This window comes from Chitinophaga nivalis (assembly GCF_025989125.1).
GTDB lineage: Bacteria > Bacteroidota > Bacteroidia > Chitinophagales > Chitinophagaceae > Chitinophaga > Chitinophaga nivalis.
Window position 1 is genome coordinate 7,521,754 of sequence record NZ_JAPDNR010000001.1, and the last position, 13,258, is coordinate 7,535,011.

The window sequence follows — 13,258 nt, forward strand, 5'->3', positions numbered from 1 at the left end:
AATAATGGTACCTAAAACAGTAATCTGTCTACACAAACACCTGTTTTTCCGCCAGACCTTTGTGGTCATTTATCAGCTTTTTATAAAAAATATAGCATGAAAAAGAGAAAACTTGGCAACAGCGGACTGGAAGTATCTACGCTGGGATTGGGCTGCATGGGCCTCAGTTTCGGGTATGGCCCCGCCACTGATAAAACGGAAGCCATCCGGCTGTTGCAGACAGCCTTTGATAGCGGTGTTACCTTTTTTGATACCGCAGAAGCATATGGCCCTTATGACAACGAAACCTTGTTGGGAGAAGCCCTGGCACCTTTCAGAAAAGAGGTGGTGATTGCCACTAAATTTGGTTTCAAAGATGGCATCGTGGGCAAGGGCATGGATAGCCGGCCAGAGCATATCAGGGCTTATGTAGATGAAGCGTTAACCCGGTTACGGACAGATGTGATTGATTTACTTTATCAACATCGGGTAGACCCTGCGGTGCCGATTGAAGACGTAGCCGGTACCGTAAAAGACCTGATACAAGCGGGTAAAGTGAAACACTTTGGTCTTTCCGAAGCAGGCGTACAAACCATCCGCCGGGCGCATGCCGTACAGCCGGTAGCGGCTTTACAAAGTGAGTTTTCGCTGTGGTGGCAGGAACCGGCACAGGAAATACTGCCGGTACTGGAGGAATTAGGCATTGGCTTCGTACCGTTCAGTCCTTTAGGCAGGGGATTTTTAACCGGCGCCATCAAAGAAGATACGCAGTTTGACAGCAGTGATCTCAGAAACTCGTTACCCCGTCTTGCTGAAGAGAACCGAAAAGCCAATCAGGCAATGGTTACGCTGTTGCAAAACATCGCTACGGAGAAACAGGCAACACCGGCACAGATTGCATTGGCCTGGCTGCTGGCACAAAAGCCCTGGATTGTTCCTATTCCGGGTACGACGAAGCTGCACCGCTTGCAGGAAAATCTGGGCGCCGCTGCCATTGAACTGACACCTGCGGATGTAGTAAAAATAGACAAAGCGGCGGCGGATATAACGGTACAAGGCGACAGATATCCTGCCCACTTACAGTCCAGCGTAGACAGATAAAGCGTTACACGCCATCAGGTCTGACTATTTTCCTATTATAGCCATCGTTCTGTTGTAATATAACGTTAACGCCTATATTAAAAATATTTTCTTCTTTCCGGACATTTTGCACCGGAAAGAAGAAAATATTTTTTTCTCAGAGGGTAAATACCTTTCCTCCTACCATCACCTCCTGCGTGGCTTCATCAAACGTGGCCTTCATACCGGTGCGATAGGCCGCATTACCCATGATGAGCGCAATGGCATGTGAATAAGCCGCTTCAATGGGTGCATTGGGTTGTACCCGTTTGCGCACACATTCCATCCAGTTGCGCACGTGCGCATTGGTGAGCTGATCTGCGCCTGTATTGGCGCTGGTAGTTGCTACTTCCGTGGATTTCAAGGTTTGTTCGGAGAGCAGGTTGGCATGTAATCCCATCTCCTGTGCTTCTTTTTCTTTCAGGCCGCCGGTGGCGCTGATTTTATTGGAAGCCATATCAATGGTACCGCCGTTGGAATAGTAGATTTCCTTGATGCCGCCGGCAGAATTATGAAAACGGCTGCTGTACATTACCTGAAAACCGCTGGTAGGATCATCCTGCGGACCGTAATCAAAAACGGCCGTCAGGGTATCCGGATTTTTGCGGCCATCTTTCCACATGTAGATACCGCCGTTGGCGACCGCGCTGCGGGGATGTTTCAATCCGCTGAACCAATGTACCGTGTCGATCTGGTGGGTCATCCACTGCCCGAAGATACCGGAGGAATAGGGCCAGAAGAGGCGGTATTCGAGGTATTTACGCGGGTCCCAGCTGTCTTTCGGGCGGCCGGCCAGGAAGCGTTGCCAGTCGGTATCCGATTCGCGGATCTGGCTCACGAGTTCCGGACGGCGCCACCGGCCTGGTTGATTCACGTTCCAGGTCATTTCCACCATTGTGATCGGCCCGAATTTGCCGGCATGGATAAAGTCGGCTGCGAGGCGGTAGCTATTGCCACTGCGGCGCTGCGTGCCTACCTGCATGATTCTTTTGGAATCCTTCACCGCCTTTAAGGCTTTGCGGGCATCTTCCATGGTCTCCGCAAAGGGTTTCTCACTATATACATCGCAGTTATTCTTCACCGCTTCTATCGTATGCCAGGCGTGCTGGAAATCGGCGGAAGCGATAAACACGGCATCGAGGTGTTTGATCCGGTATAACTCATCATTATTCATACAGGCCTGTACGTTATGGCCCGTTTGCTGCTCTAAAAACGCTTTACCTTCTTCCCTTCTGCGGTTCCAGATATCCGATACCGCAATGAGATCGAAGTTCAGTTCCTTATTGTTATTAAAGAAGCTGGGCAGCAACGCCTGGCGGGCCCGGTCTGAGAAACCTACCAATCCCACATTTACCCGGTCGTTGGCGCCCATAATACGGGCATAGCTGGCAGCCGGCATTCCCATGGCGCTGACCGCAATCCCCGCTCCTGCCAGTACGGACTGTTGCAGGAATTCCCTTCTTGTTTTTTTTGATGACATGTGCAGTTTTTTTCGGTTGATGATGATGTGATTATTTTTTTATGCCGGTAGTATACCAGACTTCCCGGATCTGTGCCTGCAGGTATTGCTGTGCGGGCAGATACTGCGCAGCCGGATTTTCCCAGCGGCATTCCAGCATGATACGACCCTGATAACCTATTTTATGCAACGCGGCCAGGTAGGGCCGGAAGTCTTGTTTACCCACGCCGGGCGGCGCTCTCTTTTCTCTTTCTGCAATATGACAATGCACCAGGTTACCCGCTGTTTTTTCGATGATCGCAGCCGGCTCCTCTTCTCTGAGCATATGGTAGATGTCTGCCGTTAGTTTAAAAGCAGGATGATTGACTGCTTGTACGATTTCGTTGGCCGCAGCCACGGTATTGATAAAATTGGTTTCGGAGCGGTTCAGGTTTTCGATGGCGATGGTACAATGATGCCGGGCGGCGATATCCGCCATTTTCCGGACGAGGCGTATGAACTGCTGTACGGCGGCGGTACTATCTGTACCTGCCGGAATACGGCGGGCTTCCCCACTACCCAGTACAATTAGTTGTATGCCGACCTTTGCTGCGCGCTCCATCACAGTTTCCACATACTGTAAAACGGCCGGTTCGTCTGCAGCGGGGCCTATCAGTTTCAGCTGGCCCGGAATAAATACATTACAGGATTGCAGGCGGCAGCGGGCTTGCAAGAGCCGTGGCAGCTGCGCCCGGAACTGGCTGTCGCTGACGGCAGGGGATAATATTTTTTTGACGGTTTCCTCCAGGCAAACAAAACCGGCGGCGGCGGCGAGGCTATCATTTTCCACCATGGTGGCGATGCCTATCCTCGGCCATCGCGTTTGTGCATTCGATTGCAAAAATAAGGCTAAAGAAACGGTCAAAGTCAGCAGCAGCTTCATTTTCATAACGTTTTTACAGCGGTAAACGAATCGGGAACTCCGTTTAAGTTAATCACTAAATATGGAATATCAAAACATGCCGGGAAATATTGCTTTTCATCTCCCCAAACAAGATAAGATTAAAAGAAAAGTAATAGTACCGGGGAAAATAAGGAACGGTAACAAAACGAGAACAATAATTGTAATAAACAATTAAAGAAGATTATTAGCAGATAATACGCAACTTAGCATTTCAGTTTAAACAAGGCAAATGGATGCAAACAACGGGCAACCCGACAAACCATTGATTTCGGCAAAGACAGATGCATTTTTTCTGGGTGTATACAACGTGTATGTATTTATGCGTCGCTTCTTCCGGGAAGCGCTGCGGCCACCGCTGGAAACGTCGGAGTTTATACGGCAATGCTTCCAGGTAGGCTACAAATCACTGGCGTTAATCAGTTTAACCGGTTTTATTACCGGACTGGTATTTACCAAACAATCGCGCCCCTCCCTCTCCGAATTTGGCGCTACCTCCTGGCTTCCTTCCCTGATAGCCATTGCAATTGTCAGGGCACTGGCGCCCCTGGTAACCGCGCTGATATGTGCAGGTAAGGTAGGTTCCAGCATCGGGGCAGAATTGGGCTCTATGAAGGTAACGGAGCAAATAGACGCCATGGAGGTTTCTGCCATCAATCCGTTTAAATACCTGGTGGTAACGCGGGTGATGGCCACCACAGTGTGTTTACCATTGCTGATGGCATATACCGGTATGGTAGGGCTGCTGGGATCTTACCTGGATATACACGCCAACGAACAACTCAGCATGGTCGCCTTTTTTCACGATGCCTTTAAAAACATCACCTTCCTCGATTTTTTTGCTTCTACCATTAAAGCGATGGTATATGGCTTCACCATCGGCATCGTGGGTTGCTACCAGGGATATCATGCCACACAAGGCACACAGGGCGTGGGTAAAGCCGCCAATACTTCGGTGGTGATTTCCATGTTCCTCATTTTTATTGAAGAGATTATCATTGTTACCATCGTAAACTGGCTCAGATAATATGAAAACAATCAACCCGGATATTGACCCGAATGAAGTGGTGATCTCCATCAGGGATTTATACAAATCCTTCGGCAACAACCACGTATTACGGGGTGTGGATGTGGATGTACACAAAGGGGAAAATGTGGTGGTATTGGGACGCTCCGGTACCGGTAAATCCGTACTGATAAAAATTATTGTAGGATTACTGCAACAGGATGCCGGTACAGTGAATGTATTGGGGCAGGAAGTGGATCAACTGAGCAATGCCGAACTGCGGGAGCTACGCCTGAAAGTAGGTTTCTCCTTTCAGAGCAGTGCCCTCTATGATAGTATGACCGTAGGGGAAAACCTGGCCTTTCCGCTAAAACGCAACAACAAACGCCTCAGCAAAGAACAGATCGATAAAATGGTGGACATTGTACTGGATGCGGTAGGCCTCACCCAAACCATTAACCAGTATCCGTCTGAGCTGTCCGGCGGACAACGCAAACGTATCGGTATCGGCCGTACGCTGATTCTCCGGCCACAGATTATGTTGTACGATGAACCTACTGCCGGCCTGGATCCTATCACCTGTACGGAAATCAATAACCTCATCAACGAGGTACAAAGAAGATTCAACACCAGCTCTATCATCATCACCCACGACCTCACGTGCGCCAAAGAAACCGGCGACCGGATTGCCGTGATGCAGGAAGGAAAATTTGTTTCACAGGGCTCCTTCGATGAAGTATTCCGTACAGACAATGACCTGATAAAAGAATTCTATCAATATAATTTCATACAGTAAGACATGCAAACAACCAACAACAGAAGATCCGTTATTGTAGGCCTATTTATTTTTGTGGGATTGGCCATCTTTACTGTAGCCATACTGGCCCTCGGGGGACAACGGAAAATATTTGTGCGGTCGATAAAAGTGAATGCTGTATTCAACGATGTAAATGGACTCGCCGCCGGTAACAACGTATGGTACTCCGGTGTAAAAATCGGTACCGTCAAAAAAATCACCTTCCTCCAGCACAATCAGATTGAAGTGGTGATGAACATCGAAAACAGCACCCGGCAATTCATTCATAAAGATGTACAGGTAAAAGTAAGTACCGACGGATTTGTAGGTAATAAAATCGTAGTACTCTCCGGTGGTACCACCGCTACCCCTGCCGTGGAAGACGGTGATTTCCTGAAAGTGGAAAATGCCCTCAGCACAGATGAAATCATGCGTACCCTCCAGGTCAACAATAAAAGCCTGGAAGTGATTACCGGCAACCTGAAAATCATTACCAAAAACCTCGTAGACGGACAAGGTACGCTGGGCAAACTGCTGACCAACGACTCGGTATACAACAACCTGGAAGCTACCATGGCTACCCTCCGGAAAACGGCCAGTAACACCCAACGCCTCACCGATGGCCTGGCCGATTATGCCTCCAAGCTGCAGACCAAAGGCGCGCTGGCAAATGACCTGGTAACGGATACGGTTGTATTCAGCAAACTGAGAGCCACGGCCACCTCGTTGAATGCAGTAGCCAGTCAGGCCAATGGTGTGGTACAGGATCTGAAAACCACTACCAGTCAGCTCAATACAAACCTGAACAGCAACACCTCTCCTGCCGGCGTATTGCTGCACGATGCCGCTACCGCCGAAGGCATCAAACAGACCATCCGCAACCTGGAAAGCAGCACGGCGAAACTGGACCGGAACATGGAAGCCTTGCAACATAATTTCCTCCTGCGGGGATTCTTCCGCAAGGAAGCCAAACGCGAAAAGAAAGAACAGGCGGCCGCGGAAAAAGCACTGCAGGATTCCCTGCGGCAACAACGGCCTTAATACAGACCGCCGGTATATTATCCGTCTGTTAAATTCCGGCAGCAACGGAACAGACAGGCAAACGCGCCTTACATTTGCCGTTTTGCCCATAACTATTTCGATACCATGCTGCCACTTTTCAGAAAAGGCCTGTGTTGCGCGCTCCTGCTGTCTTTCAGCAGCTACCTGTCGGCACAGTCCTTCTTTACCGGAACCATCTACCTGGATAAAAACAACAATGGCCAACGCGATGCCGGCGAACCTGGTTTACCACGTATCACTGTTTCCAACGGTACCGATATTACCCTTACCGGCAACAATGGCCAGTATCAACTGCCAGCAACCGGCCGGCACGTATTTGTTATCAAACCTGCTGCGTATAAAACCGCTACCCGTAAAGACGGTATGCCCGCCTTTTACCAGCCGATACAACCGACACAAACCAGCGGATATGATATGGCCCTTTACCCAACACCCGTGAAAAAGAGCCTCCACATGGCTCTCATCGGCGATCCGCAGGTAAATGCCTCCGACGACATCAATCACTTCCAAAACCTGGTGATCCGCGAGCTGTATCCCGAAAATCCGGATGCCATCATCACACTCGGCGACCTTTGTTTCGACGGACAGGAAATCCTGCCGGCCTTTAAAGCCGCCCTCGCCGTAACCGGCAAACCCGTCTACAACTGCATCGGCAATCATGATATCAGCTACGAAAAAACAGATTATAAAGATGCCGCTGCCGGCTATGAAGCCGTGTTCGGTCCGGCGGTATATGCCTTTAATGAAGGCCCTGCGCATTTCGTTGCCCTCAATGATGTGTTTTACCTCGGCCAGAAAAATTATACCGGGCGGTTATCTCCCGAAAACCTGACCTTCCTGAAAAATGACCTGCAGCAAGTACCCCGCGAACAGCTGGTAGTATTGTATATGCATATACCCATCGACGAACTGGAAAACAGACAGGAATTATTTGACCTGCTGGCCGGACATGACCGGGTATTATGTGTAGCCGGTCATACACATACCAACTACCGCACCTATTACGACCGTGCCCAGGGCTGGAAAGGAAAATACCCTTTGCAACTGCTGGTAGCCGGCGCCACCTGCGGCAGCTGGTGGCAGGGCGAACACGATGCCATGGGCATTCCACAGGCAATGATGGCCTGCGGCAGCCCCAAAGGTTACTGGTGGCTCAACATCAGCGGGAATGATTATCAGCTGCAGTTTAAAGCGTCACAATACGGTAAAGATTATCAAATGAATATCTGGGCGCCGGAGCAAAAATATGAGTGGGATACCCTCCGTAACATGACGGCCCAGATTGCCGCCAACACCATTATCGCCAATGTATTTGCCGGCAGTGAAAAAACGACTGTTCAACTACAGATAGACGAAGGCAACTGGCTCCCTATGCAACGTACAGAACAGGCTGACCCTTACTTTGCGTATATCATCGCGCAGGAAAAGAAAGGTTATTATCCGACCAAAATGTCGTCGGGGTATGGCGATGCGGAAGCTGCTTCCCTGAAAACATCCCAACATATCTGGACCCTGCCCGTACCGGCAAAGCTGACACCAGGATTACACCGGCTGAAAATTCGTGCTACAGACCCCTGCGGCCTGGATGCCGTGAGTTATAAGGTGCTCTACACAGAATAATTAACTACAGCGGATATGATTACGTATAGTCATCAACGGTAGTCATATCCGCTTATTTTGTAAATGCCGTTTCATAGATGGCAATCCATTCCTGCGGCGTTACTTTTCCGGCCAGTGCGCCGATCAGTTCAAACGGAATATTTTCCGGTTTTTTGAACCGGATACAACTCTTCCCCATATCCGGTTTTTTAGCAGACACCTGCTTCCATTCTTCCAGGAACCAATCCATCAGACTACTGCTGGCATACAATGCCATATGATATACGGCGATATGCCCTTTCTGCGATGCAATGTTCATAAACGGCAACGGCAGTTTCGGATCGCATTTATAACCGGCCGGGTATAAGGTGTGCGGCACCACATAGGCCAGCATACCATATCCGATGGTTTCTGCAAAACCAGCCGGCAAATGTTGTAATACTTCCTGCCGCAACCGGCTTACAGGTGCTTTGCGGTCTTCCGGTAAAGCGGCGATGTAGGATTCGGGGGTGATGATCATAGCGGGAATAAATTAAGAGACAAAAATAACGTATCTCATAAAAATCCGATAAATTACCTTGTTGGTGAACATTATTCCGGCAAGAAAAAAGATATAAGAAAAAAGATAGTACGGGTTATCATCTTGATAAATCTGAAAAGGAATCAACTGAATGGCATAGCGGCTGGATGGAAAAAGGTAACGACGCTCTAGCGTTAATCGGTATAGAAACCTCCATACAAAATAGGAGTGTTAAGATAACTGTGTAAACTGTATTCTGTTCATAACAGTAAGCTGCATCGCTGTTGACCCAAAAGATTTATAAACTGTATTAACATAATGGGCCAGTCTCTTTGAGGCATGATCCATTTTTTTGAGCTTGCATCAGGCTGAGGTAAACTACTTTTTCGACGGCCTGGTCGCCCGGTACCTTTCACACCTGACCAATCTCCAAAAGGCAAACCATTCATATATCAACCTTTTGAAGCAATGGAATGTAAAATCCTCCCTGCTGTATTCTTTCCCGATTCTTTGATTAGTATAAGAATAGGGACACAAATGTATCTTCCATTATAGTTATTAAGTACTATTATAAAATAACAATCTCACGTTTAAGGTTAAAAAGAAAACAATTGGCTATATTATACGTTATAAGGCAAAACCAATTACCGCTGATACCTACGGCCCAGGAAATAAAAGAAAGACGAGAATATCGATGATTTAGCTTCCTCACTACATTATTGTTACATACGGAGAAATCTCAAACCATGATGAAAACCTGCTATTTACCATTCCTCGCCATTTTACTAACTATTAGCGCCTGCAAAAAAAATGCAGCCAACCTCTATGACAACAGTCCCATTATTGATTCCATATCACCGCTTTTTGTGGCAGAAGGAGAAACATTCAACATTTATGGTAAAAACTTCAGCCCGATAGCTGAAAACAATGACATAAAAATAAACGGGATTCCTGTCACCGGTGCAGTCACAGGTAATAGTATCCGTGCTAAATTGCCTAAGGGAGTTTTTCCTGATGATACAACTTTAGTTGCTGAACTTATCCTCAAAGTAACCGGATTTCAAAAACAGGATACCACCTATTTTTATTCAAATTTGACCCCCAGGGTCTATTCTATGGCCCCTCTAACTGTCCACATTGGCGATACGATTACTATAACGGGAAAAGGATTTGCAGATCCCAGAGATAGAAAGGCAATTATATTTATTCCCCCCGGTGATCAAGGATTTGGAATAATAGGCAAAGTCACATTTATCAATAATAGTTTAATCAAGCTAGTTGTTCCTCCTAAAGTAGTTTCGGGCGAACTTGTATTTTTCACACCGATTAATAGATTTATAATAGGGAACAATATTGGGGGGCGTTATCCTATCACAGTAATACCATAAGTTTCAAAAATAAAATATAACAATATGGGCAAAAAAAACAGACTCACATCTATAAGCATCTTACTGGTAATGTTTTATTTTTCCTGTCAAAAAGAAGCATTGCAGGAACCTAAAACAAAAGTACCACAAACACCAGTCAACATGGTTCCTGGAATTGAATTTAAAAGCATATCTGATAAACACGAAGACCCAACACTGTTGAAATTCATTCATCATTATCAAGAATCAAAAACGTTTAGGGACAAGTTAAATGCTAAAGCTATATTCCATTCTAATTCTGCACAATAGTCATAATATCAAGTTTAAACCCTCATACACATGTTAACCATGAAAAGATACATCCCATTATACCTCTTTTGCCATTTTATTATGCTATCTTTCTTAAACCCTGCTCAAGCTCAACTTACTGTAAAGCTAACAACCAACGGCGGAGGTATAACCAACTGTGAATCCAGAACGTTAACAACTACTGTTACTGGTGGATCAGGTAATTTTCAATATAATTATGGGATTATTGGTGCTGGATCTATAAGATCGGAAAATAAACCTTTTATAATTATAGATCCCCAACCTATTATTGCAACTACCTATTCGGTTATAGTATATGATAACGCTACCGGAGCACTCGGGCGTTCTACAGTAACAGTACCACCCTTAGCATCAGGAGATTTAAACCTCTTTATCCCTAACGTCATTACTCCAAATGGAGATGGAAAAAACGATACCTGGGAAATCAGAAATGCGAATAAAGACCCTTACAGTGCGCAGGTACCTATCGGAGCTTATAAATACAAGGTGCTTATTACCAATTCAAACGGTGCTACTTATCTGGATAATGAAAATACTGTTGGCGTAAATGGCTGGGGCAATGCCTTCCTGAATACAGGTCTGATAAGCGGTATAACCTATTGGAACGGATACCGGTATAATGGAACAGAAGTGGTGCCTCCTGATACCTATTTTTATATCATCACCTTCTATAGTTGTACGTATCCCGGCGGAAAAGAGTTCAAAGGCTGGATACAGGTCATTTATTAAAATCCAGTCTTAGCAATGCAATCGACCTCTATTAATGCCAATTCTCAACAAAACCAAAACTTAAGCATCCAGTAATAACACCGGTCGCTTAATTATCAATCTTCAAATCCTTCAACACCGCTTTTGCCGCATGATACCCACACATCCCATGCACGCCGCCACCCGGCGGCGTTGCAGACGAACATATATACATCCCCTTGGCGGAAGTACGGTACGGCGATAAGCTGAGTACCGGCCGTGTATACAGCTGCCTGATATCCATGATACCTCCATTGATATCACCCCCTACGTAGTTGGGATTGTAAGCTTCCATCTCGTGGGTATTCATGGTGTGTTTATCGAGGATGATATCGCGGAAGCCCGGTGCAAAACGTTCTACCTGTTTTTCGATGATGCTGGTCATATCGGTGACGGAACCATTGGGCACGTGGCAATAGGCCCAGGCCGTGTGCCGGCCTGCCGGCGCCCGCTGATCAAACAGGCTTTGCTGCGCCAGCAATACGAAGGGATTGGCCGGGTGTTTTCCGTCGTGTACCTGTTGCTCTGCGAAGGCAATTTCTTCGAAGGTATTGCCCAGGTGCACGGTGGCGGCCTGGCGGCAGGCGGCCGCTTTAAAAGGAATGGGTTCCTGCAGTGCCCAGTCGATTTTGAAGATACCTGCACCATAACGGTAACGGCTCAACTGACAGCGATACAACGGTGTAAACCGGTCGCCGGCAATGGCCAACAGCTGCCGCGGGGTTACATCGAATAGGACCGCCCGGTGAGATGGCAGGTCTTCCGGAGCCGTTACGTGCACGCGGGTACGAATTTCACCACCGAGGGCCGTAAAATAAGCTGCCATCGCCTGGGCGATGGCCTGCGAACCGCCTTTGGGCACAGGCCAGCCGTATCGGTGACCCACGGCACATAGTACCAGGGCGATGGCGGCGGTTGTCCAGTTGGTAAGCGGTTGGATGGCATGACCTGCCATGCCTGCCCATAGCCCTTTTGCAGCCGGTGTACTAAAACGTGCCGCCACAACAGCCGCCGGCAATAACGCATTCCGGCCAAAATCGGCCATGATCAGCGGATGCCGGGGCAGGCGGAACGGTCCCATGCTATCGGCCGCAATGGCCTCCCAATGCCTGCTGATAGGCGCAATAAGAGAAGTATATATTTTTTTATCGACGCCTAATGCGGCAGCGGTATCTTCCAGGGAGCGGGATAAAAAAGCCGCGTGCCCATCGTCGAACGGGTGGGCTGCTGCCAGCGGGGAATGCACAAATTCCAGTCCGTAGTCCTGCAACGGCAGGCTGGCAAAGAAAGGCGATGCCATGGCCATGGGATGTATGGCAGAACATACATCGTGGTAAAAGCCGGGCAGCGTGAGTTGCTGCGTACGCATGCCACCACCTACGGTGTCTTTTGATTCCAGTAATAGTACCGATAAACCGGCCCGTTGTAAGGTAATGGCCGCCGCTAATCCGTTGGGACCGGCGCCCACAACAATGGCATCAAATACGTTTTTCTCCATCGTGTTTGGTCGCTTTTGCAGTAAACAGGCGTATCCTTTTTGGGGTATATCTGATCGTTCCCTAAGTTACCACAGCCCGGGTAAGCCGCCAAATTTAAATGGCTGCCCGCTTCTTTATTACACGGTGCAACACTCATATCTTCGTGGGTTGCCGGTAAATTGGTAACTTACTGACAGATACTATATTTAACTGTAACACACTTTATTTCTAACCACACTTAAACAGCTGCACAAAATGAAAACACTTCACCTGTTAACAGCTGCGTTATGCCTGTTAATTTCCACTGCAGCCCTGGCACAGCAGGATGCTGCCGCCACCCAGAAAGCCTGGGCGGCCTATATGACACCGGGTCCCATGCATGAAAAAATGGCCGCTACCAATGGCGACTGGAGCTCCACGATGACTTTCTGGGAAAGCCCCGGCGCCGCACCACAAACCTCTACCGGCAACTGTAGCTACAAAATGATCCTCGGCGGACGCTACCAGGAAAGCCGCTTCCTCGGCGACTTTATGGGCATGCCTTTCGAAGGCATCGGCACCATGGCCTACGATAATGCCCGGAAACTATTTATCAGTACCTGGATGGATAACATGGGTACCGGCATCATTGTACTGGAAGGCAACTGGGAAGAAGCGGAGAAAGCCGTCGTGTTAAAGGGAAAATGCCAGGATCCTATTTCCGGCAAACCAATGGTGGTAAAGGAACTCCTGAAATGGCAGGACAACAACCATCACAGCATGGAGATGTTCCGCGAAGTGGATGGCAAGGAATTCAAGGATATGGAAATTAAATTCACCCGGAAATAATACCCACTAACGTGAATGTATATACGGT

At 47.9% G+C, this 13,258-nt stretch carries 13 protein-coding genes; 9 read left to right on the top strand and 4 right to left on the bottom strand.

The annotated features are described in order from the left end of the window. Positions 1–96: 96 nt before the first annotated feature. Positions 97–1,080, top strand: a complete 984-nt coding sequence (locus tag OL444_RS27350) for an aldo/keto reductase (protein ID WP_264728115.1) — start codon at positions 97–99, stop codon at positions 1,078–1,080. Between the two features lie 136 nt (positions 1,081–1,216). Here OL444_RS27350 and OL444_RS27355 read toward each other — a convergent pair whose 3' ends face one another. Both OL444_RS27355 and OL444_RS27360 read right to left on the bottom strand, forming a co-directional pair. After that, positions 1,217–2,578 (bottom strand): Gfo/Idh/MocA family protein, encoded by a 1,362-nt coding sequence (locus OL444_RS27355; RefSeq protein ID WP_264728113.1) that lies wholly within the window; start codon positions 2,576–2,578, stop codon positions 1,217–1,219. Positions 2,579–2,609: 31 nt separating this feature from the next. Continuing rightward, a complete protein-coding gene (locus OL444_RS27360) occupies positions 2,610–3,485 on the bottom strand; it encodes a sugar phosphate isomerase/epimerase family protein (RefSeq protein ID WP_264728111.1) in 876 nt (291 codons plus the stop codon). Between the two features lie 244 nt (positions 3,486–3,729). On the opposite strand from OL444_RS27360, the gene OL444_RS27365 reads away from it, so the two are divergent. The 4 genes from OL444_RS27365 to OL444_RS27380 all read left to right on the top strand — a co-directional run bounded on the left by OL444_RS27365 (position 3,730) and on the right by OL444_RS27380 (position 7,981). After that, the gene (locus OL444_RS27365; RefSeq protein WP_264728109.1) at positions 3,730–4,524 is read left to right on the top strand and encodes an MlaE family ABC transporter permease; all 795 of its coding nucleotides are present in this window, start codon (positions 3,730–3,732) and stop codon (positions 4,522–4,524) included. Position 4,525: 1 nt separating this feature from the next. Next, positions 4,526–5,299, top strand: a complete 774-nt coding sequence (locus OL444_RS27370; RefSeq protein ID WP_264728107.1) for an ABC transporter ATP-binding protein — start codon at positions 4,526–4,528, stop codon at positions 5,297–5,299. Positions 5,300–5,302: 3 nt separating this feature from the next. After that, positions 5,303–6,340, top strand: a complete 1,038-nt coding sequence (locus tag OL444_RS27375; RefSeq protein ID WP_264728105.1) for an MlaD family protein — start codon at positions 5,303–5,305, stop codon at positions 6,338–6,340. Between the two features lie 105 nt (positions 6,341–6,445). Then, the gene (locus tag OL444_RS27380; RefSeq protein ID WP_264728103.1) at positions 6,446–7,981 is read left to right on the top strand and encodes a calcineurin-like phosphoesterase C-terminal domain-containing protein; all 1,536 of its coding nucleotides are present in this window, start codon (positions 6,446–6,448) and stop codon (positions 7,979–7,981) included. 52 nt (positions 7,982–8,033) lie between these two features. On the opposite strand, the gene OL444_RS27385 is transcribed toward OL444_RS27380, so the two are convergent. Then, positions 8,034–8,480 (bottom strand): DUF1801 domain-containing protein, encoded by a 447-nt coding sequence (locus tag OL444_RS27385; RefSeq protein WP_264728102.1) that lies wholly within the window; start codon positions 8,478–8,480, stop codon positions 8,034–8,036. Between the two features lie 746 nt (positions 8,481–9,226). Between OL444_RS27385 and OL444_RS27390 the strand changes: the two genes are divergently transcribed. Genes OL444_RS27390 through OL444_RS27400 form a run of 3 tightly spaced genes read left to right on the top strand, consistent with a single transcriptional unit; the run spans position 9,227 to position 10,906 of the window. Continuing rightward, positions 9,227–9,868, top strand: coding sequence for an IPT/TIG domain-containing protein (locus OL444_RS27390; RefSeq protein ID WP_264728100.1), 642 nt, complete (start codon positions 9,227–9,229; stop codon positions 9,866–9,868). Positions 9,869–9,892: 24 nt separating this feature from the next. Then, positions 9,893–10,156 carry a hypothetical protein gene (locus OL444_RS27395; RefSeq protein WP_264728098.1) on the top strand — a complete coding sequence of 88 codons (264 nt, stop codon included), beginning with the start codon at positions 9,893–9,895 and terminating at the stop codon, positions 10,154–10,156. 30 nt (positions 10,157–10,186) lie between these two features. Further along, positions 10,187–10,906, top strand: coding sequence for a T9SS type B sorting domain-containing protein (locus OL444_RS27400; RefSeq protein ID WP_264728096.1), 720 nt, complete (start codon positions 10,187–10,189; stop codon positions 10,904–10,906). A gap of 88 nt (positions 10,907–10,994) precedes the next feature. On the opposite strand, the gene OL444_RS27405 is transcribed toward OL444_RS27400, so the two are convergent. Next, positions 10,995–12,422, bottom strand: a complete 1,428-nt coding sequence (locus tag OL444_RS27405) for a phytoene desaturase family protein (protein ID WP_264728094.1) — start codon at positions 12,420–12,422, stop codon at positions 10,995–10,997. 235 nt (positions 12,423–12,657) lie between these two features. Here OL444_RS27405 and OL444_RS27410 point away from each other — a divergent pair, with 235 nt between their 5' ends. Next, positions 12,658–13,230: a DUF1579 domain-containing protein gene (locus OL444_RS27410; protein WP_264728092.1), complete on the top strand. Its 573-nt coding sequence runs from the start codon at positions 12,658–12,660 to the stop codon at positions 13,228–13,230. Positions 13,231–13,258: the final 28 nt, after the last annotated feature.

Coding starts and splice junctions, on each gene's coding strand:
- OL444_RS27350 (WP_264728115.1), top strand. CDS start 97: ATGAAAAAGAGAAAACTTGGCAACAGCGGACTGGAAGTATCTACGCTG.
- OL444_RS27395 (WP_264728098.1), top strand. CDS start 9,893: ATGGGCAAAAAAAACAGACTCACATCTATAAGCATCTTACTGGTAATG.
- OL444_RS27400 (WP_264728096.1), top strand. CDS start 10,187: ATGTTAACCATGAAAAGATACATCCCATTATACCTCTTTTGCCATTTT.
- OL444_RS27385 (WP_264728102.1), bottom strand. CDS start 8,480: ATGATCATCACCCCCGAATCCTACATCGCCGCTTTACCGGAAGACCGC.
- OL444_RS27370 (WP_264728107.1), top strand. CDS start 4,526: ATGAAAACAATCAACCCGGATATTGACCCGAATGAAGTGGTGATCTCC.
- OL444_RS27365 (WP_264728109.1), top strand. CDS start 3,730: ATGGATGCAAACAACGGGCAACCCGACAAACCATTGATTTCGGCAAAG.
- OL444_RS27360 (WP_264728111.1), bottom strand. CDS start 3,485: ATGAAAATGAAGCTGCTGCTGACTTTGACCGTTTCTTTAGCCTTATTT.
- OL444_RS27410 (WP_264728092.1), top strand. CDS start 12,658: ATGAAAACACTTCACCTGTTAACAGCTGCGTTATGCCTGTTAATTTCC.
- OL444_RS27375 (WP_264728105.1), top strand. CDS start 5,303: ATGCAAACAACCAACAACAGAAGATCCGTTATTGTAGGCCTATTTATT.
- OL444_RS27380 (WP_264728103.1), top strand. CDS start 6,446: ATGCTGCCACTTTTCAGAAAAGGCCTGTGTTGCGCGCTCCTGCTGTCT.
- OL444_RS27405 (WP_264728094.1), bottom strand. CDS start 12,422: ATGGAGAAAAACGTATTTGATGCCATTGTTGTGGGCGCCGGTCCCAAC.
- OL444_RS27355 (WP_264728113.1), bottom strand. CDS start 2,578: ATGTCATCAAAAAAAACAAGAAGGGAATTCCTGCAACAGTCCGTACTG.
- OL444_RS27390 (WP_264728100.1), top strand. CDS start 9,227: ATGATGAAAACCTGCTATTTACCATTCCTCGCCATTTTACTAACTATT.